The sequence below is a fragment of the Nocardioides stalactiti genome (genome assembly GCF_014180715.1).
In the GTDB taxonomy this organism is placed as follows: Bacteria; Actinomycetota; Actinomycetes; order Propionibacteriales; family Nocardioidaceae; genus Nocardioides; species Nocardioides stalactiti.
In genome coordinates this window covers 1-20043 of record NZ_JACEFC010000051.1, presented here as the reverse complement: position 1 = coordinate 20043, position 20043 = coordinate 1, and the positions used below count along the sequence as shown (strand labels likewise).

The 20043-nt window shown below is 69.9% G+C and carries 18 protein-coding genes; 14 read left to right on the top strand and 4 right to left on the bottom strand.

Annotated elements, in window-relative coordinates; all coding sequences use genetic code 11:
* Window positions 1-9 precede the first annotated feature (9 nt).
* Genes H0487_RS11910 through H0487_RS11870 form a run of 9 tightly spaced genes read left to right on the top strand, consistent with a single transcriptional unit; the run spans window position 10 to window position 10211 of the window.
* Complete coding sequence (locus H0487_RS11910) at window positions 10-795, top strand: MlaE family ABC transporter permease (RefSeq protein WP_220793340.1); 786 nt, start codon at window positions 10-12, stop codon at window positions 793-795.
* Window positions 795-1637 carry an MlaE family ABC transporter permease gene (locus tag H0487_RS11905; RefSeq protein ID WP_183094453.1) on the top strand — a complete coding sequence of 281 codons (843 nt, stop codon included), beginning with the start codon at window positions 795-797 and terminating at the stop codon, window positions 1635-1637. Before H0487_RS11910 ends, H0487_RS11905 begins: the two co-directional genes overlap by 1 nt.
* Window positions 1634-2812, top strand: coding sequence for an MCE family protein (locus H0487_RS11900; RefSeq protein ID WP_183094452.1), 1179 nt, complete (start codon window positions 1634-1636; stop codon window positions 2810-2812). Before H0487_RS11905 ends, H0487_RS11900 begins: the two co-directional genes overlap by 4 nt.
* A 46-nt stretch (window positions 2813-2858) precedes the next feature.
* Window positions 2859-3878 carry an MCE family protein gene (locus H0487_RS11895; RefSeq protein ID WP_246383426.1) on the top strand — a complete coding sequence of 340 codons (1020 nt, stop codon included), beginning with the start codon at window positions 2859-2861 and terminating at the stop codon, window positions 3876-3878.
* Window positions 3875-4951 (top strand): MlaD family protein, encoded by a 1077-nt coding sequence (locus tag H0487_RS11890; RefSeq protein WP_183094450.1) that lies wholly within the window; start codon window positions 3875-3877, stop codon window positions 4949-4951. The genes H0487_RS11895 and H0487_RS11890 overlap by 4 nt, the downstream gene beginning before the upstream one ends.
* Window positions 4948-6120, top strand: a complete 1173-nt coding sequence (locus H0487_RS11885) for an MCE family protein (protein ID WP_183094449.1) — start codon at window positions 4948-4950, stop codon at window positions 6118-6120. Before H0487_RS11890 ends, H0487_RS11885 begins: the two co-directional genes overlap by 4 nt.
* Entirely contained in the window at window positions 6117-7271 is a 1155-nt protein-coding gene (locus H0487_RS11880; RefSeq protein ID WP_183094448.1) for an MCE family protein, read from the top strand. The genes H0487_RS11885 and H0487_RS11880 overlap by 4 nt, the downstream gene beginning before the upstream one ends.
* The gene (locus H0487_RS11875; protein WP_183094447.1) at window positions 7271-8485 is read left to right on the top strand and encodes an MlaD family protein; all 1215 of its coding nucleotides are present in this window, start codon (window positions 7271-7273) and stop codon (window positions 8483-8485) included. The genes H0487_RS11880 and H0487_RS11875 overlap by 1 nt, the downstream gene beginning before the upstream one ends.
* A gap of 55 nt (window positions 8486-8540) precedes the next feature.
* Entirely contained in the window at window positions 8541-10211 is a 1671-nt protein-coding gene (locus H0487_RS11870) for a hypothetical protein (protein WP_183094446.1), read from the top strand.
* Here the strand turns inward: H0487_RS11870 and H0487_RS11865 are convergent.
* Window positions 10193-11641, bottom strand: a complete 1449-nt coding sequence (locus H0487_RS11865; RefSeq protein WP_183094445.1) for a sensor histidine kinase — start codon at window positions 11639-11641, stop codon at window positions 10193-10195. The genes H0487_RS11870 and H0487_RS11865 overlap by 19 nt on opposite strands.
* Window positions 11642-11646: 5 nt before the next feature.
* Window positions 11647-12384 carry a response regulator transcription factor gene (locus H0487_RS11860; protein WP_183094444.1) on the bottom strand — a complete coding sequence of 246 codons (738 nt, stop codon included), beginning with the start codon at window positions 12382-12384 and terminating at the stop codon, window positions 11647-11649.
* A gap of 104 nt (window positions 12385-12488) precedes the next feature.
* Between H0487_RS11860 and H0487_RS11855 the strand changes: the two genes are divergently transcribed.
* The 5 genes from H0487_RS11855 (at window position 12489) to H0487_RS11835 (ending at window position 18953) form a co-directional block, all read left to right on the top strand.
* Entirely contained in the window at window positions 12489-13472 is a 984-nt protein-coding gene (locus tag H0487_RS11855) for an AraC family transcriptional regulator (protein ID WP_183094443.1), read from the top strand.
* Window positions 13473-13542: 70 nt separating this feature from the next.
* Complete coding sequence (locus tag H0487_RS11850; protein WP_183094442.1) at window positions 13543-15474, top strand: TolB-like translocation protein; 1932 nt, start codon at window positions 13543-13545, stop codon at window positions 15472-15474.
* Window positions 15475-15584: 110 nt separating this feature from the next.
* Window positions 15585-16313, top strand: coding sequence for an LmeA family phospholipid-binding protein (locus H0487_RS11845; RefSeq protein WP_183094441.1), 729 nt, complete (start codon window positions 15585-15587; stop codon window positions 16311-16313).
* Window positions 16310-18553: an MMPL family transporter gene (locus H0487_RS11840; RefSeq protein WP_183094440.1), complete on the top strand. Its 2244-nt coding sequence runs from the start codon at window positions 16310-16312 to the stop codon at window positions 18551-18553. The genes H0487_RS11845 and H0487_RS11840 overlap by 4 nt, the downstream gene beginning before the upstream one ends.
* The gene (locus H0487_RS11835; protein ID WP_220793339.1) at window positions 18528-18953 is read left to right on the top strand and encodes a hypothetical protein; all 426 of its coding nucleotides are present in this window, start codon (window positions 18528-18530) and stop codon (window positions 18951-18953) included. The genes H0487_RS11840 and H0487_RS11835 overlap by 26 nt, the downstream gene beginning before the upstream one ends.
* A gap of 30 nt (window positions 18954-18983) precedes the next feature.
* Here the strand turns inward: H0487_RS11835 and H0487_RS11830 are convergent, their stop codons facing one another.
* On the bottom strand, window positions 18984-19733 hold the full coding sequence (locus H0487_RS11830; RefSeq protein WP_183094439.1) for an SDR family NAD(P)-dependent oxidoreductase: 750 nt from the start codon (window positions 19731-19733) through the stop codon (window positions 18984-18986).
* Between the two features lie 38 nt (window positions 19734-19771).
* Window positions 19772-20043: acyl-CoA dehydrogenase family protein (locus H0487_RS11825; protein ID WP_281370677.1), on the bottom strand; the 272-nt coding region annotated here is incomplete at its 5' end.

Sequence of the window (20043 nt, the reverse complement as noted above, 5' to 3'; positions counted from 1 at the left end):
GTGATCACCTTGGCTGCAACGCGTGCTGCGACCATCGGTCGGCCCCTGGTGCCTGTCGGGCACCTGCTCGGGTTCGCGGTCGACGTCGCCCGGGCGACCTTCCGACGACCGGTCCAGGTCCAGGAGTTCTTCGAGCAGGCCTGGTTCGTCGTCCGGGTCTCGGTGCTGCCCACCGTGGCGATCACGATCCCCTTCGGTGCAGTGCTCTCCCTCCAGATCGGCTCCCTCTTCAACCAGATGGGTGCGCGATCGTTCACGGGTGCTGTGGCGGTCGTCGGCATCGTGCAGCAGGCCGCGCCGATCGCAACGGTGACCATCATCGCCGGCGCCGCCGGCGCGGCGGTCGCTGCCGACATCGGCGCCCGCAAGATCCGGGAGGAGCTCGACGCGATCGAGGTCCTCGGGATCTCGGTCATCGACCGCCTGGTCGTTCCTCGGGTGCTGGCCATGGCCGTCGTCGCCACCCTGCTCAACGGGATCGCCACCGCTGTCGGCGTCGCCGGCGGCTACGTCTTCAACGTCCTCGTGCAGGGTGGCTCTCCAGGTGCCTACCTGCAGTCGATCACCGCGCTGGCACAGCTGCCCGACCTGTGGATCGGAGAGATCAAGGCGTTCCTGTTCGGCCTGCTGGCCGGGATCGTCGCGTGCCACCAGGGTCTGTCGGTGAAGCGCGGGCCCCAGGGGGTCGGCGACGGCGTGAACCAGACCGTCATCATCTCGTTCGTCGTGCTCCTGGTCGTCAACACCGTCCTCACGCTGGTCTACTACCAGCTCGTCCCGCCGAAGGGGCTGTGATGGCCTCCGCTCAGCGTCCGCCTGTCGGCGCCGTCTTCGCGGCCGCCTACCGTGCCCTGGCCGACCTGGGTGACCAGGTGGCGTTCTACGGCCGAAGCCTGGGTGCCGTGCCTCGTGCGGTCCGCCGCTACCCCCGTGAGATCTACCGGCTGCTCGGCGAGGTCACCTTCGGGCGGGGCGGACTGGTCCTCGTCGCGGGAACCGTCGGCATCATCGGCTTCGAGGTGTTGGCCGTGGGCAGCGTCGTGGGCCTGGTGGGCTACGAAGGACTCCAGCAGATCGGGATCCAGCCCTACGTCGGCTTCGTCTCGGCGTACTTCAACACCCGCGAGGTGGCGCCGCTGGTCGCGGCGAACGCACTGGTGGCGACCGTGGGCGCCGGGTTCACCGCCCAGCTCGGGGCGATGCGGATCAGCGAGGAGATCGACGCCGTCGAGGCGATGGCGATCCCTTCGATCCCGTACCTGGTGACGACACGCATCGTCGCCTCCTTCCTCGCCGTCATCCCGCTCTACCTCATCGGTCTCATCGGCACCTATGCGGCCACGCAAGCCGTGTCGATCCACTACTACGGGCTGACCGGCGGAACCTATGACCACTACTTCTCGCTGTTCCTGGTCCCGGTCGACGTCCTGTACTCGTTCGGGAAGGTGCTGGTCTTCGCGCTCCTGCTCACCCTGATCTGCTGCTACTACGGCTACACCGCGACCGGTGGCCCCGCCGGGGTGGGGATCGCGGTGGGCCGCGCGGTCCGGCTCTCCCTGGTCATGATCGTCGTCGCCGACTTCTTCATCAGCCTGGCGCTGTGGGGGTCGACGACCACTGTTCGGATCGCTGGATGAGCGTCGTGACGACCCGGGGCGGGAACCGGCATGGTCGTGCAGCGCTCGGCCTGGCCTACCTCTTGGTGCTCGCCCTGTTGGTGACAGTGTGCATCGCCGCCTACCGCAAGGCCCTGCCCTGGCAGCGGTCAGTGATGGTCGAGCTCGTCACCACCTCGCCCGGTCTCGAGCTCAACCCGCAGTCCGACGTGAAGTTCCAGGGGGCGCGGGTGGGGGAGGTGAGGAGAGTCGTGAGCGACGGGACGAAGGCGAGCGTAGAGCTGGCCATCGACCCGGAGTTCATGGAGCTGCTGCCGGCCAACGTCGACGCGGCGATCATCCCCAAGACGCTCTTCGGGGAGAAGTTCGTGGACCTTCGGTTGCCCGAGCGACCGTCCGACGCCCTGCTGGCCGAGGGTGACATCATCACGCCGAGCGCTACCTCGGTCGAGCTCGGCGAGGTGTTCCGGCGCCTGGTGCCCGTGCTCCGGGCCGTTCGCCCCGACGAGCTGTCGGTGGTGCTGACCAACTTTGCCGAGGCCGTGGAGGGGCGGGGCGCCCAGCTCGGGCAGACGGTCACGACCGTCGCGACCTTCCTGCGACGCCTCGATCCCCACCTCGAGATGTTGCTCAGCGACCTCGACCTCCTGGCGGGGACCGCCGATGTCTTCGCAGCCGCGAGCGGCGACCTCGAGCGTCTCCTCCGGTCGGTCAACGACCTCAGCGCGGACGTCGCTGTCGCCGGCGAGGACGATCTGGGGGCGTTCCTCGACGGTCTCGACGACCTCGCGACCACTGTGCGCGGGGTCCTGCGCCGCAACGGTGACGAGATCGGACGGCTCAGCTCCGACGCGCGCCGGCTGCTCGAACTCCTCGACGAGTACGCGGTCGCCCTGCCCTGTTTCCTCCAGGCGCTCCACGACGGCGACATCCTGGCGAACCAGGTCTTCGGGGCCCGCGGCCCGTTCGCGAACCTGACGCTCAACCTGCTCGTCGACCGCCCTGCCTACCGATTCCCCGAGGACCTGCCGGGCCAACCGGGCAGTGACGCGAGCAACGACATGCTGCCCGACGCGGTCCAGGAGTGGGGACCGCACTGTGCCCGCTATGCCTCCTACCAGCTCGGCTTGAGCGACCCAGCGCCGTACTCGCAGCTGCTGCCGGGCTCCCTCCCGGAAGGAGTGCGCGTTGACTAGCTCCCGGATCGCATCTGTCCGCCGACTTCCAGCGCCGGCCGTGAAGATGACCGCCTTCACCGCTGTCACGGTGCTGCTGATCGCGCTGCTCGCCGTCGTCATCGGCAACCTCTCCTTCGCTCCGAGCAGGACCTTCCGTGCGCATTTCGTCGACGCGACCGGGGTGCATGAAGGCGACCGGGTCCGGCTCGCCGGCGTCGAGGTCGGGCGGGTCGAGGGCGTGGAGCTGGTCACGTCGGAGAGTCGTCGCGTCGCCGAGGTCTCGTTCACGGTGCGCGAGGACGTGCCGGTGTACGCCGACGCGGAGCTCTACCTGCGCTACGAGAACATCGTCGGGCAGCGGTACCTGCTGATCGAGGAGCGACCGGGGGACCGGGCGGAGATGCGGCCGGGCGCCACCTTCGGCACCGACCAGACCACGCCGGCCCTCAACCTGACCGAGCTCTTCGACGGTTTCCAGCCGCTGTTCCGGGCGTTGGAGCCCGACCAGGTCAACGCCTTCAGCTATGAGCTCGTCCGGGCACTTCAGGGCGAAGCGGCGACCTACGAGACGCTCGTCGAGAGCGCCGCGTCGGTGACCTCCGACCTGGCCGATCGCGACGAGGTCATCGGCCGGGTAGTGGACAACCTGGACGAGCTGGCAGGGACGGTCGCGGCGCGCGACGAGGAGCTGACGGACCTCATCCGGAACTTCCGAGCGCTGATGTCGGGTCTCGCCCAGGACCGCGACGTCATCGACGCATCGTTGCCGCAGCTTGCCGACCTGCTCGACAGCACCACGCAGACGTTGTCGATCCTGCGCGACCCCCTTGACGTCGACCTCGCGGCCCTGCGCGACGTCGCCGGTGCCCTCAGCGCCGACCGAGGCGCGCTCGACGCCTCGCTACAACGACTTCCGCGCAAGCTGCGTGCCCTGGCGCGGACGGCCTCCTACGGATCGTGGTTCAACTACTACGCCTGCGGGATCGACCTGCGCCTCGAGCTCCTCGATGGGACGGTCGACCTTTCCTCGCCACGTCTCCCTGCCAACGAGTCGGCCACGGTCTGCGGTGGAGGTGAGGGATGAGCAAGGAACGCAGTGACCGCGATGCCCTGCGGCTCGGAATCGTGGGGATGGCCGCGGTCGTGCTGGCGCTGGCCGTGACCATGAACCTGGACCGGCTCCCCCTGGTCGGTGGCGGCGAGACCTACCACGCCGAGTTCGCGGAGACGAGCGGTCTCCAGGTCGGTGAGGAGGTGCGCATCGCCGGCGTGAAGGTCGGCGAGGTGACCGAGCTCGAGCTGGACGCCGGGAAGGTGCGAGCGACGTTCCGGGTCCGCGGTGAGGACCTGGGCGACGAGACCACGGCGTCGATCGAGGTGAAGACGCTCCTCGGCCAGCACTACGTCAGCCTGGAGCCTGCGGGAGACGGCCTGCTCGACGAAGGGGACACCATTCCGCTGAGCCGGACCACGACGCCCGTCGACATCGTGCCGGCGGTCGAGCAGCTGACCGGGCAGGTCGCGGACATCGACGTCGACCGTGCCGCCGAGGCGTTCGACGCGATCTCCGCGACGTTGCGGGCGGCGACGCCCCAGGCCCGTCGGCTCCTCGGCGGCCTCGGCCGGTTGTCGCAGACCGTCGCCTCCCGTGACCGCGAGCTCCGCAGTCTCTTCCAACGTGCCGCGAAGGTCTCCGAAGTGGTCGCGGCACGCGACGACGACCTCACTGCTCTGCTGCGGGACAGCGCCGATGTCCTCGGCGTCCTCGAGCGGCGCCGCGCCACCGTCACCCGGATGGTGCGAGGGACCGCCGCGCTCGCCCAGGAGCTGCGGGGGTTGGTCGACGACGTCGACGACGACCTCGGGCCGGTGCTCGCCGACCTTGACGACGTGCTCGAGGTGCTGGTCCGGAACCGCCGCGACCTCGACCGGATCATCACCTACGCCGCTCTCTACGCCCGCGAGTTCGTGAACGTCGCCGGGACTGGACCGTGGTTCGACACCACGGTCACCCTGCCTGCTCAGCTGTCGGTCTGTGCGCCTGGTTCCGGGCCACTTGACGGCCTGGTCGCCGCGGCTCTCCAGGGCGTGACCGAGCTCCTGTACGGAACGCCGCGGGAGTGCCTCCCCCTCGGCTCCTCCGGAGGTGGCCGATGACCGCCCGCAACCGGCAGCTGCTCATGGTCCTCGTGGGCCTGGTATCGGTGGCTGCGGCGGCTTTCGCGGCGCCCCGGCTCGATCCACCGACGCGCCATCTCACGGTGACGTTCGAGAAGACGGTCGGTCTGTACGAGGGTGCCGACGTCCGGGTGCTCGGCATCGACGTCGGCACCGTGGAAGAGGTTCGGGTCGAGGGCACCGCGGTCGAGGTCGACATCAGCTACGACTCCGAGGTGGATCTTCCGGCCGACGTGCACGCGATGGTGGTCGCCCCCTCGATCGTCGGTGACCGCTTCGTCCAGCTGGCTCCGGCCTACGTCGAGGGCGACGTCCTGGCTGACGGCGCGCACATCGACCAGACGAGCACCGCGATCCCCATCGAGCTCGACGACACCTTCCGCACCGTGCAAGAGCTGGCCGTTGCGCTCGGCCCGAAGGGCGTCAACTCCGATGGCGCCCTCGCCCGGCTGATCCGCTCGGCAGCCGGCCTGTTGGAGGGCAACGGGCGAGCGGTCAACCAGACCATCGGCGACCTCGCGACCGCCATGTCCGTGCTCGCCGGCAGCAGCGACGACATCGACGCCACCATCTCGAACCTCGCCGACGTCACGGCGACCTTGGCCGGAAACGACGACCGCCTCAGGGCCGTCGTGACCTTGCTGACGTCCGTCGCCGTCGAGCTCGCCCGTCAACGGTCGAGCGTGGTCGACGCCGTGACCTCGCTGCGTTCGGCCACCCGTGAACTGGACGCCTTCGTGGCCGAGCACCGAGAGGATCTCACCGGTGCGGTCCGCCGGACCAGCACCGTGACGCGCATCCTGGCGCGTCGTACCGAGACGATCACCCACCTGGTGGACCTGTTCCCCGTCGGCCTGACGAACCTGATCCGGCTCTACGTCCCGACGAACTGGGATCCTCAGAACCCCGAGAGCAGTGTCGTCGACGGACGCAACGGCAGCGGTGCGCTGCGGGACAACTTCATCGACGGGCTCGACGGCCAGCTCGGCGTGCTGCTCCTCGGGATCTGTGACCAGCTCCCCGCGGCGGACCGCGACGAGCTCGAACCGTTCTGCAGCACTCTCGCGAGCGTCGGTGGGAGCCTGGGTGCGCTGATCCAACAGATCACCCAACGGGGAGCTCCGGGAGTGCCGGGGGGTGCCCGATGAGGCGATCGACGGGACTCGTCCTCGTGGTCCTCTCCGTGCTGGTGACGACTGGCTGCGGGTTCAAAGGTCCCAGCAGCCTCCCGCTGCCGGGCGCGATAGGCGGCGATGACACCTACCCGGTGACTGTGGTCCTTCCCGATGCGGCGAACCTGGTCCCCAAGGAGACCTGTCGCACCAACGACACCGTCGTGGGCAGCGTCGAGTCGGTGGACCTCGACGAGCGCCTCCGTGCCGTGGTGGTCTGCCGGATCAAGGACTCGGCGACGATCCCGGCCAACGCGGTGGCGACCCTGAGCGAGACCAGCCTGCTCGGCGAGCGGTACGTCGCCCTCGACCCGCCCGACGGAGAGCGGGCGACGGGTGTCCTCGAGCCGGGCTCGGAGATCCGAGCATCGGCCGAGCGGATCGACCCGGACGTCGAGCTCGTGCTCGGAGCGCTGTCCCAGGTCCTCAACGGTGGCAGCCTCGGTGAGCTGAGCACGATCACCCGCGAGCTGACGACTGCCCTGCAACAGAGCGACCTGAGCGACGGCGTACGGCAGATCTCCTCGTCGGTGTCGACGCTCGCCAACGGGAGCCGACGGATCACGCGCAGCCTGGAGTCCGTCGATCGGCTCGCGAGCCGTCTGGCGCGGCAACGACGTGTCATCGCGCGAACCCTCGAGGTCCTGCCCGACGGCATCGCCGCGCTCGATCGTCAACGTCCGCGGCTCGTTCGTGCGATCGCTCGAGTCGCGGAGCTGTCGAGGACGGCCGTTCCCCTGCTCGAGGAGACGCGCGCGGACATCGCCGCCGACCTGGAGCACCTGACGCCGGTGCTGCGCGGCCTGGCCGAGCAGGGAGACGAGCTCGCGCTCGCCCTGGAGCGGTTGGCCAGCTTCCCGTTCCCGACCAACGCGATGTCCACCCTGCGCGGCGACTATGCCGGTGCGTATGCCAACGTGCCCTTGGACATCGACCTGCTGAACCAGCTCTTGGCCGACTCCGCGCCGGGTTCGGCCGACGGCGGCCCGAACCCGACGGGCTCTCCCGGGGGAACGCCACCCGGGCCCGTCCTGCCGCCGCTACCGCTGCCCGAGCTCGACGTCCCGCTGAGCCTTGGCGGCATCGCCGACCTGTTCGACCTGGTTCGACGGGAGACCCGCCCGTGATGACCACGCGACGGACCATGATCCAGGTGGCGTTGTTCGTCATCGGCACGCTGGTGGCTGCCTGCTACGGCGCAGTCACGCTGTTCGACGCCGGTCGGCTCGTCGATCCGCCCTACCGGGTGGAGGCGGTCTTCGAGCGCTCCGGGGGCATCTACACCCGCGCGGACGTCGACCTTCTCGGCACCCGGGTCGGCCGGGTGGCCGAGGTCCGCCCCGGCGAGGACGGGACGACGGTCGTCGTCATGGAGCTCGACCCCGACCAGCCGATCCCGGCCGACGTGACCGCGACGATCGCCAGCAAGTCCGCGATCGGCGAGCAGTACGTCCAGCTCACCCCGCAGAGCAACGAAGGTCCGCACCTGGAGGACGGCGACGTCATCGGCGTCGGGCGGACCTCGGCGCCGCCCGACATGGCCGAGATCCTCGCCGACGTCGACCAGCTGGTGTCTTCCCTGCCGCCCCGCAAGGTGGCGCTGCTCCTCGCCGAGTCCGTCGACGCGGTCCGCGGCCTCGCCCCGACCCTCGGGCGGCTCCTGGACGACACCGAGACGGTGGCGGACGCCTCGCTGGCGGGAGTCGAGGACCTGACCTCGCTGATCCGGAGCGCGAACGTCGTCCTCGACACCCAGGTCGATCTCGGCGGAAGCACCCGGCAGGCTCTCGCTTCATCCGCCCTGCTCACGAGGGCACTGGCGGAGAACCGAGGTGCGCTGTTGCAGCTCCTCGTCAACGGCGCCCGCGCCTGGAGCGAGCTCGACGGTGCGCTGCGCGACGTAAGGCAACCGCTCGCGCGGGTCCTGGAGGCGCTGGTGCCGCTGGTCGCCGGCACCGCCGACCGCGAACAAGCCCTCCGCAAGGCCCTGACCCTGTTCCCCTGGTCCTTCGAGCTCGGTGCCACGGCGATCCGCCCGTGCGGGGAGTACGACCCACGGACCGGAGCGCCCAATCCGCGCACCTGTCGGTACGACGACCAGGGTCGACCGATCTTCTCCGGGCACCTGGCCCTCCAGTTCCCGGAGGACCCGGGCGCGGCGCCGTACCTGCCGTGCACCCGTGGCTACGAGGGGACCGAGCGCCACTACCCGGACGGCCGTCCGATGGACGGGGGCCCCCGGCAGCGGCCCGACAGCGACCCCAACCGGGACGCGAGGTGCACGGCGACGCCCGACGACCCCCGTACGCCGAACGTGCGCGGCGAGCAGAACGTCCCCTGAGCGCCGGGCGACCCGGCACCACCGATCATCACCCGCCGAGAATCGAGGAACCATCATGCGTGCCCGCCGACCACTCGCCCTGGCTGCTGCCGTGACGTGCGCTACCGCTTCGGTAGCCCTGGCCGCAGCGTCCGACCCCGCTCCCGCTGCGGTGGCGGCGCCTCCTGCGCCGGCGCCGACCTGCGTCACGCTCGCCAGCCCCGACGGCCTCGAGCCGCCGTGCAACCCCCACCTGGCGGACTCGACCTGGGCGATGGGGCACCGCAACTCCTACGCCCAGGCATCGGCGCCGGTCGCCGGCCCACGTCCCGGCGAGCAGGTGCGGCACGAGTACCAGGGCCTGGGCGACATGCCGGTGGGAGTGATCGTCGGCGCTCTCTTCAGCAGCCCGTATCCCGACGGCAAGAGAGTCGCGTGGGCGCTCGGCGTCGCCGGCACCAACGACAACCCGATCTACAAGATCGACCCGGACACCCGTGAGGTCATCGACGTCTACACCCGGCTCACCGACGAGGCGGAGCTGCCTACCGGCACCTCTGCGCTCTCCGGGATCTACGTCATGGTCGACCGGGACAACCACCTCATCCAGCCGCTGGGTCGGACCATCCGGGTCTACGGGGACAGTGTGCCGGGAGACCGGACCTCGCCGATCGCCGCGCTCCACACCTTCACCCTTCCGGATCGGGCCTTGTGCGGAGCGGACGACGAGATCGTGGGCCAGACCATGCTGTGGAACGGGAAGGTCGCGTTCGTCACCGAGCGAGGCATGGTCGGACTCGTCCCGCGCGACATCACCCGGATGGACGACGAGCACCTGCTGGTGGCGTCGCTCAATCCGCGCGAGGCGTGCGAGACGGGTGAGGAGGAGGCGCTCGAGACGGTCTCCAACTCGCTCGCCGCCGACGAGTTCGGGGGGATCTTCCCGGTCACCGATCACGCCCAGTACCGGCTCGACGTCCGCGCCGGAGAGCTCGACGTCACCTGGCGCACGCCGTACCAGCGCGGGAGCGGGACCTCCGCGTCCCGCCAGGACGCCGGATCGGGATCGACGCCGACCCTCATGGGCACCCGCCCGCAGGACGACAAGTTCGTCGTGATCACTGACGGACAGGACCTGACCCACCTGGTGCTGATGTGGAAGGACACGATCCCAGCGGACTGGGCGGGTCTGCCGGGTCGGCCTCGTCGGATCGCCTGCGAGTTCCCGATCGACTTCGGCGACCCCAGCCGGACCAGGTCGTCCTCCGAGCAGTCCGTCGTGGTCCGCGGCTACTCCAGCCTCGTCCCCAACAACGAGCTGCGGAACATGGACCTCGTCGACCCGCTGCTCGCCCCGTTGACCGAGGTCGGGAACCTCCCCATCCGACTCGCACTCGCCGGGTTCCTCGGCCAGTCGCCCCTGCACGCGCCGCACGGGTTCGAGAGGATCGACTGGAACCCCCGGACGCGGACGTGTCGCACCGTGTGGGTGAACAAGCAGGTCTCGATCCCCAACGGGGTGCCCAACATGAGTCCGTCGTCGCGAATGGTCTACGGCATCGGGCAGCGACGAGGCGTCTGGGGCCTGGAGGGGATGGACTTCCGCACCGGGCGGCCGGTGCTGTGGGTCCGCGGCTCCGCGCACCCGTTCGAGAACGCCTACTACTCCGGACTGCAGACCGCGCCGGACGGGTCGCTGTGGTCCGGCGCGACCCTCGGGTTCACCGTCTACGACCCGCTGCGGTGATCGGGCCGTTCTCCGTCCCGCGTCCCGCGGGGTGATCGCGGCAGGGTGATCACCCCGCGGAGGCCGTGGGGCTTGGCCGCCTCCAGGTGGACCTCGCCGTCGTAGGCACGGATCCCGGCTCGGGCAATGGCGAGGCCCAGACCGGAACCACTGCCTGGGGGCGCATCCGGCTCGGCGCTGCGCCAGAAGCGGTCGAACGCTCGGTCGATCTGAACGTCGCTGAGGCCGGGGCCGTCGTCCTCCACGACCACGCGAACGACGTCCTCGGGCCCCTGCTCGACCCTGATGCCGATGGTGGTCCCCTCGGGCGTGTGTCGGCATGCGTTGGTCAGCAGGTTGGCGAGCGCTCGGTGCAGGGAGTCCCGGTCGCCGAGGATCGTGAGCCCGGAGGCCGCGGCAACCATCTGGTGCTCCGGGTGGAGAGGGGCGATCGCGTCGACCAGGTCGGCGACGACGGCGTCGATCTCCACCTCCGTCGGCGGCCGGTCGGGAGCGTTGCCGACGCGTGCGAGGGTGAGCATGCCGTCGACCAGCTCGCGCATCCGGGTCGCTTCCCGGTTGATGTTGTCCATGGCCTCGTCGATGGACGCCCAGTCGGACAGTCCGCCTTCGCGATAGAGGTCGGACCAGCCATGGACGACCGCCAGCGGAGTGCGCAGCTCGTGCGATGCGTCGGCGAGGAATTCCCGGACGCCTTGCTCACTGGTGGAGCGCGCGTCGAAGGCGGCGTTCAGGGCATCGGCCACCTCCGTCAGCTCGGGACCGGCATCCGGAACCTGGATCCGCTCGTCGTGGTCGCCCGAAGCGATCGCGCGAGCGGTGCGCGAGACCTGTCGCAGCGGGCGGAGCCCGACCCGAATCGCTGCCGAGGCCAAGCCGCCGACCCCCAGGAGCACGAGCAGGCCACTGACGATCTCGGTCACCACCAGAAGACGCAGCGCGTCGTACGCGTCCTGGACAGGGAGCCCGATCACGACGGTCGCGACGGTCGCGGACGTCCCGTCGTCACGGGTCACAATCAGGGTCGAGCGGGACACGTCGATCCTCGTCATCCGGTACGGCTCGCCATCGACGTCGAGGGTGACGGGCTCTTCCTCGGACATCTCCTCGAGGCGACTCGCTGACACCCCGGCATCGGGGCGGTTGGTGGTCGAGATGACGTCCCCGTCCACATCGAGGAAGACGACCATGACGCGCGGAGGCGCGACCTGGTCGATCGCGTCGAGACCTCGCCCGGTGCCACGGGCGGCGATGAGGTTCAGCTGTGCCTCGGCGAGGGCGAGGTTGTCGTCGGTCCGGCCGAGGAGGTGGGTCCGCAGCGAGGCGTACGCGGCGACGTCAGCGGCAACCAGGCCGGTGGTCATGAGAGCCAGCACCGCGACCAGCAGGCGGGCATGCAGCCCGCGTGGCCGGGCGCGCCAGGACTTCACCGCGTCTACCGGGGGTCCCGAAGCACGTAGCCGAATCCGCGGACGGTCTGGATCAGTGCGGGTGTCCCGTCGTCGAGCTTGCGCCGAACCTGACTGACGAACTTCTCCACCACTCCCGCGTCGCCGAAGTAGTCGTGACGCCAGACCTGGCTGAGGATCTGCTCCTTGGACAGCACCCGTCCCTGGTTCACCATCAGGTACCTGAGAAGCCGGTACTCGGTCGGCGAGAGGTCCAGGACCCGGCCGCCCAGGGACACCTCGTGGGAGTCGTCCCGCATGACGAGGCCGGCGACGACCAAGGCATCCGACGCATCACGCCCGCCGCGCCGCCGAAGGACCGCGTTCACCCTGGCCACGAGCTCAGCAACGCTGAACGGCTTGACGAGGTAGTCATCGGCGCCCAGGGCGAAGCCCGTCAGTCGGTCAGGCACGGCATCCCGGGCGGTGACGAAGACGACCGCGATGTCCTCGTCGTAGGCGCGCAGCGCCTGACAGAGGTCGAGCCCCGATCCATCGGGGAGAAGGACGTCGAGGACGGCGAGGTCGGGGCGGAAGCTCTCCGCGGCGGAGATCGCGTTGCGGTAGGTGCCGGTCGCCTGGACGACGAAGCCGGACAGCTGCAGGGTCCGCGCGAGCAATTCGCGGATCGCACGCTCATCCTCGACGACGAGGACCCGGGCGTCGGACGTCGTGGACAGGGTTGCGCTGGTGCTGCCCGGCCGGATGCTGGTCGATCGCGCCATGCAGGTGATTGTCCGCCACTCGGCCGCTTCGGGCAGCAGACCTTCAGCAGATCGTCAGGAAACGGGACGCGGACGCGGCAGGTTGGGGCCTACCTTCTCGCCGCGTGACGATCCATGCCCTCGTGCCGCCGGCTTCCCTGCCCGGCGACGTCGCCCGCCTGTTGTCCGGCTTCGCCGTGCGACAGGGCTGGCCGATAGGGGAAGGGCTCGGCACCGAGGACCAGTTGGGCTCCGCGCTGCGAGCGCAGTGGCGTGCTTCCGAGGACGAGCTCCTTGGGCTCGGGCACGAGCGGCTGCCCCGCGGGAGCTTCCGGTTGTTGTGCTTCGGGCTCCTCGGGGCAGCGGATCTCGGGGAGGCGATCGGTCGCGCGGAGAGCTTCCGTGGGGCCCTGCCAGCCCTGTCCTTCCAGGTGGAGCGCGACCAGGAGGCGGGCCGGGTCGCGATCGTCGTGCCGTCTCGTTCGACAGGGGTCGACGATCCCGATCTCGTCATCCCGACCGTCGGGCTCGTCGTGGTTCACCGGTTGCTCTCCTGGGCCGTGCATGGTCCGGTCCCTGGCGCGCGGATCGAGCTCCCGGGGCCCCGTCGGCTGTCGCCGGGGACGACCGAGGCCCTGTTCGGTGGGATCCGGGTCGTCTTCGGTGCGCGTCGGGCCGTGGTCGCGTTCGATCATTCGGCGATGGCGATGCCGATGGCGCGCAGCTCCGCCGATGTCGACGTGCTCGTCGAGGGGGCACCGCTGACGTTGCTCCGTGACCCCGAGCCGGATCCTCAGATGGCACCTCGGGTGCGGCAGCTGATGCTCGGCGACCCGCCCGGTGGTTCATGGTTGTCGGCGCAGGCGGTGGCACGCCGGCTCTGCATCAGTGAGCAGACGCTGCGCCGACGCCTCCAGGTGGAGGGGACGTCCTTCCGTTCGATCGTCGAGGAGGTGCGCCGGGAGGCGGCGATGGCCAGCCTCGCTCGGGGCGAGGAGTCGATCGCCGCGCTGGCGCTCCGGTTGGGATACAGCGAGGCGAGCGCGTTCACCCGAGCCTTCCACCGCTGGACAGGGGCGACCCCCGGAGCCTTCCGTCAGGAGGCGTGAGCGAATCGATCACCGGATGGGAGCGAATCCATCATTCCTGGGGGCCATGGCGTTGCCTAGCGTCGTCATCGTGCGACGACTGGCTCCCTGTCTCCTCATCCTCTCGCTGCTGGCGACATTCGCCGTCCTTCCGGTGACGGCGGCGATCGGTACTCCTCCGGCGTCCGACGATGCGGTCCCACAACGAACGCTCGAGCCGATCGACGTCCGCGAGGTTCCGCTGCCCGCCGACGTCCTCGGGATGTCGGAGTCGTCGTTCGCGACCGACGGGGTGCACCTCGTTGCTGCGTTCGTGCAGCGAGACCCTGGGGGGCGCCCTCCCGGTGAGCTCGGGCTCGTGGACCCGGTCAGCGGTGAGGTCGACTGCCTCACCTGTGGGGTGGTGATCCCGGGGATCGCCGAGGACGAGCGGCCCAACCTGGGAAAGCCTCAGGTCTTCACGGACGGCGTAAGGGTCCTCTTCCGTACCGGTGAACGACCGGACAGCGACGCCGAGAGCCCGATCGGGCTCTTCACCGGTGACGCCGGCATGTTCCGCTACTACGTCCTGGAATGCGCTCCTTCGGTCGTGCAGTGCGACGCGGCGCAGATCGTGCCGGTCAACCTACCGTCCGAAGGTCTGGGGAGCATCACCCAGAACCGCGAGGCCAGGATCTCGCCGGATGGTCGCTGGTTCGCGTGGACCGAGGTGAAGACCGATGGAACCAGGATGACGATGGGCCAGCTCCGCCGCGAGCCGGAGGGCTATCAGCTGCACGACCTCTTCGTGATCAACCCGAGGTTCGACCTGCGCAGCGGCAGCTCCGACGAGTGGCGCAAGGCGATGCCGCTCTACGAGTTCAAGAACTTCGCGGAGGGTGGACGGATCGCCTACTACGCCTCGTTCCACGACGCCGAGAACTACGACGTCTTCCGGGTCGATCTCGCGACGGGCGCGACCCGACGGGTGACGACCGACGTCGAGTGGAACGAGGGCACGGTGACGAGTCCGGACGGCAGCTCGTTCGTCAACGGCTCGTCGCGCGGCCGGGAACGGATGTCGCCGTTCGCGCTGGTGCCGCGGCCGCCGTTCGTCGACTTCGGGGTCTATGTGTTGACCGGACGCTACTCGTTGGGCGGTGACAACCGGAGGTGCCTGCTGGAGCCCTGGCTGCTCGACTCGGAGGGACAGCAGGGGGAGTACTTCGGTCAGCCGTTGAACCCGGAGAACGAGGCGGGATGGGGCAGTCACGGCCCTGGCGGGTGGTCACCGGACGGGACGCGCTACACGTTCTGGGAGCGCAACTACGCCGGGGAAGACCCGGAATCGCGCCTGGTCGTCGCCCATCTCCCGGCGCGGGGACCGTCGCCGGCGACCACACCTGCTCTCACTCCGCGTCCGACGTGGGCGACGCCGCGCGCGGACTGGAACGGCGCGATCGACGACGTCGGTACCCACGTCATCCGCGGCAAGCACTCGGGTCGGGCCGTCCTGACCATCGTCGGCCTCAACCCCAACACCACGACCGCCACGGTGGTCTACCACCGCTACTCCGATGACGGGCTGAACGTCCTCGACGGCTATGAGACCTCGGTGAACCCGTTCGCCCTGGTAGCAGGGGGCTGGAAGGCCGACATCCGGTTGAGTGGCGCGCACACCGGGCGGCTCGTGGCCGACGTGTTCTCGTTCCAGAAGTCCCTGCGAGGTCGGGTGCGCAGTGAGTACGACGGACGGGTCGCCCAGGGACTTCCGGACGGCGACTGCGAACCGGACGTCCTGCCGGCGCCGAGGCTCGTGATCCAACGTCTGCCGGACGAGCCCGGAGTCGAAGCTTTCCGCGTGGTGGCGCGGCCCATCGGGGACGACATGGACCGTCCCGTTCGCGGCGTCGAGGTCGTCGCCGACGGCCGGGTCGGGATCACCGACGACGATGGCGAGGTCCGGTTCAGGCTGGGCAACCGGCCGCTCGAGGTCGTTGCGACCGCTCGTGGTTTTCAGGCTGCGACTCTCGAGGTCCCGTGAAGGGGCCTCAGGAGATCCAGAGGTCGACGGCAGGTGGTCGGCGGTTCCCGCGCCTAGCGTGCGGTGTCTGACGTCGCACCGACGTCACCTTCTCGAGGAGGGCTGACACCGTGACGGTGCGGAGAATCATCGTGCTCGTCGCCGTCGGGCTGCTCGTCGGTGCGGTGGCCGCCGACCGCTGGGTCGCCGGGCAAGCGGCGAGCGCGATCGAGGATCGCCTCGGATGCCGGCACGCCACGGCGACCGTGAAGGGGTTCCCCGTCACCTGGCAGATGGCGCGGGGCGTGCTCGACCGGGTGCGGATCACCGTCGACGACTTGGCGTGGCGCGACCTCACCGTTGCTGCCGAGGCCGAGCTGTCCGGCGTGAGCACCAGCAAACCCACCGAGATCGATCGCGCCGAGGTCGCGGTCGTCGTCCCGTGGCCTGAGCTGATGGCCGCACTCTCGAACCACCGGTCGGCGGACCGTTCGGCGATGCTCGCGGGCGCTGAGATGTCCGCGGCCGGCGACCAGGTTGCATTGAACCTGTCCGGTCGGCCGTGGTCGCCCCGGCTGCTCCTCGATGTCGAGCTCGAGGGCAGCACGGTGACCTTCCACACCGATGCGGTCGAGGTCGCTGGCCGCCACCTCGCGGCAGCGAGGCTCGCCGCCCTCACCGGTCGGGACCTGGCGTCGTTCGACCGCTCCTACCCGATCCGACTTCCCGGCGGCCTACGAGCGACCGAGGTCCTCCCGGACGAGGACGGGCTTCGGGTCGTGGTGGTGGGGGAGGACCTTCGACCACAGCGGGGCACACTGGCTCGCCCGTGTGACACGTCGGGCGAGGAAGGGCGATGACGGCTCCTCTGCTCAGCTGGGTCGCTCGCAGCTGTGCGCGTCACCCGCTCGTGGTGATCGCGTCGTGGCTGGTCCTGGCAGGAACGGCGCTGGCGGGTGCGGGAGCGTGGGGCAACTCCTTCGCCGACGACTTCGACCTTCCTGGGTCCCAGGCTGTTCGCGGCATGGCCGTTCTGGACGAGGCGCAACCTGGCCTTTCGTCGTGGGCGTCGGCCCAGGTCGTGCTGCACGCTCCTGACGGCGATCTCGTGACGAAGCGTCACGCCGTGGGGGAGGCGGTCGCGGCGCTCGAGGGCCTCGACACGGTCGTGACGGCGGATGCGCCGTTCGCCACCCCCGGGTTCGTGTCGCCCGACGGGTCGACGGCTGTCCTCAGGCTCCAGCTCACGCGAACCGCCGCGGACCTCACCGACACCGAGGTGGAACGCGTCGTCGCGGCGCTGCAACCGGTACGGCGAGTCGGTGTCTCGACCGACTACGGAGGGACGCTCGGCGAGCGCGTCGACGGAACCGGTGGCGAAGGCCACCTGGCGGAGATGCTGGGCCTGGCGGCCGCGGTCGTGATCCTGCTGATGGTCTTCCGCTCGGCTCTCGGAGCGCTGGTGCCGATCGGAGGCGCCGTCCTGGCCATCGGCCTCGGGGTGGGCCTGCTGGGCCTGGCCTCGGCGCACCTCAGCTTCCCGAGCGCCTCTCCGGCGCTGGCCATCATGATCGGGCTCGGCACGGGCATCGACTACGGACTGCTCCTGACGACCAGGTCTCGCCAGCTCATGGTCGATGGACTCCCGCCCGATGAAGCGGTGGTTCGTGCCGCCGAGACGAGTGGCCACACCGTCGTCGTCGGAGCCGTCACCGTGGCGGTCGCACTCCTGTCGCTCGTCGTGTCCGGCGTCCCGTTCGTCGGTCGGCTGGGGCTGGCTGCGGTGCTGACGGTGGTCACCGCGATGGTGTCCTCGTTGACCCTCGTGCCTGCACTGGTCTCCTTGGCCGGCAACCGGATCGATCGATGGAGCCTGGGAGCCGCTCGGGCCGAGCCGGCGGCGGAGGCCCCTGGAGGGGACGGCGCGATCTGGGTCAGCTACGCCCGAGCGGTCACCCGGCGGCCGATCGCCTGGATGCTCGCGGCCGTGGTCGTCCTCGCCGTGCTGACGGCGCCTGCGGCGTGGCTGGACACCGGGATCACCGACGACGGCGCCTCGGCGACCGCGAGCACCGCCTCACGAGCTCACGACCTGGTCACCGAGCACTTCGGCGCCGGCGCTACCGCGCCCTTGCTGGTGGTCGTCGACGGTGCGGGACTCGACGCCGAGGTGGCTCAGGGCTGGGCGGAGGGCCTGGGTTCGTCGCTCGCGGTCGAGCCGGGTGTCGCATCGGTCGGCCCTCCGTCGCAGGTCGGTCGGAGCCAGGTGTGGACCCTGAGCGTGACGCCGGTTCACGGTGTCGACGATGAGCGGACCGAGCAGCTGACCCAACGGCTCGTCGATGAGGTCCTTCCGGAGTCGCAGGACGACCACGGCGGTGATGGCGGCACGGTCTACCTCACAGGGACCGCTGCCGCCCACCTGGAGTTCAGCTCTCTCCTCTCCGGTCGGCTGCCGTGGATCGTCGCCCTGGTCCTGCTCGCCTCGGTCCTCGTCCTGACTCTTGCGTTCCGCAGCCCGGTGGTGGCACTCAAGGCGGCGGTCCTCAACGTCGTGTCGATCGGCGCTGCGTACGGCGTCCTCGTCGCCGTGTTTCAGTGGCAGTGGGGTTCTCGGCTCGTCGGAGTCGACGAGGCGGTCCCGGTGGAGGCCTACGTCCCGATGCTGCTCTTCGTGATCGTCTTCGGTCTTTCCATGGACTACGAGGTCTTTCTCCTCAGCCGGGTCCGCGAGGCGTGGCTGCGGTCCGGGGACGGGGTCGCGGCGGTGGAGGAGGGATTGCGCGCGACGGGACGCGTCATCAGTGCGGCTGCACTCATCATGATCTGCGTCTTCGTGGCGTTTGTCGGGCACGACGACCTGCCCGTGAAGATGCTCGCGGTCGGTCTCGCGACCAGCGTGGCCGTCGACGCCACTCTTGTCCGACTGGTCCTGGTCCCGGCCACGATGGCGGTGCTGGGCTCGAGGAACTGGTGGGAACCTCGTTGGCTGGCGCGTGTCGTCCAGGGGTTCTCCGTCACCGTCAGCAGATCCTCAGGCTTCGGGAAGGAACCGTGGACCACCGTCGAGCACGATGGCGAGCATGGACGATCCCGCTGAGTTCGACGACCTCCTTCGTCATGTCACCGCCGACACATCCGGCTTCGGTCATCGCGAGCACGTCCAGCTGACCTGGCTCGCGGTCCGGAGGTTCGGCCTCGCCGACGCGATCGACCTGGTGTGCTCGGGGATTCGCCGCACGGCCAGATATGCCGGCGCGCCGCAGAAGTATCACGCGACGATGAGTCGGGCCTGGATCGAGCTCGTCGGGCATCACGCATCCGAGGAAGGCGACCCGGACTTCACGACCTTCCTGGACCGGAACCCCGCCCTCCTGGACAAGCGGCTGCTGTTGCGGTTCTACTCGCCCGGGACACTCTCGGGAGCCGAGGCCAGGACGGGTTGGGTGCTCCCTGACCGTGCGCGGTTTCCTTGGGTGGCCCAGCAGGGCGGCGTCTGAGGGAGTCGCTCGCCGAGCGCCGCTACTCGGTCATCGGGGAGCCATGCGGAGGGCGCCGTCCATGCGAATGGTCTCGCCGTTGAGGTAGTCGTGCTCGACGAGCATGGTGACCAATCGGGCGTACTCCTCGGCGCGGCCGAGGCGCTGGGGGAACGGCACGCCGCTGGCCAGTCCGGCGCGGAAGTCCTCGCTGACGGTGGCGAGCATCGGGGTCTCGACGATGCCGGGGGCGATGGTGTTGACGCGGATGCCGTACTGGGCGAGGTCGCGCGCGGCGGGGAGGGTGAGGCCGACGACGCCGCCCTTGGAGGAGGAGTAGGCGACCTGGCCGACCTGGCCCTCGTACGCCGCGACGGAGGCGGTGTTGATGACGACGCCGCGCTGGTCGTGCTCGAGGGTCTCGGTCTGCGCGATGGCCTCGGAGGCGAGCGCGAGCACTGTGAAGGTGCCGATCAGGTTGACCTCGATGATCTTGCGGTACAGGCCGAGGTCGTGGACGCCGTTGCGCCCCAGGATCCGTGCGGAGGGCCCGATGCCCGCGCAGTTGACGACGATGCGCAGCGGCCCCTGCTCGGCGGCGAGGGAGACCGCGCGCCGCACCTCGGCCTCGCTGGTGACGTCGGTCTTGACGTATTCGACGTTCGCGATCGAGGGGGCGTCCGCGATGTCGAGGTCGAGCCCGAAGACGCGTGCTCCGCGGGCGGCGAGGGCGGCGGCGGTCGCGTTGCCGAGGCCGGAGGCGGCGCCGGTGACGATGGCCGAGACGTCGTTGATCTGCACGGTCGGTTCCTAGGTGAGGGAGAGGAGAGGGGGAGGGGTCAGCCGCGGTTGAGGTCGCGGCTGATGACGAGGCGCTGGATCTGGTTGGTGCCCTCGAAGATCTGCATGACCTTGGTCTCGCGCATGTAGCGCTCGACGGGGAAGTCGCGGGTGTAGCCGGCCCCGCCGAGCACCTGGACGGCGTCGGTGGTGACCTTCATGGCGTTGTCGGTGCAGACGAGCTTGGCGATCGAGGCCTGCCGGCCGAAGGGGCGGCCGGCGTCGCGGAGCCGTGCGGCGTGGAGGTACGTCGCGCGGGCCGACTCGGCCG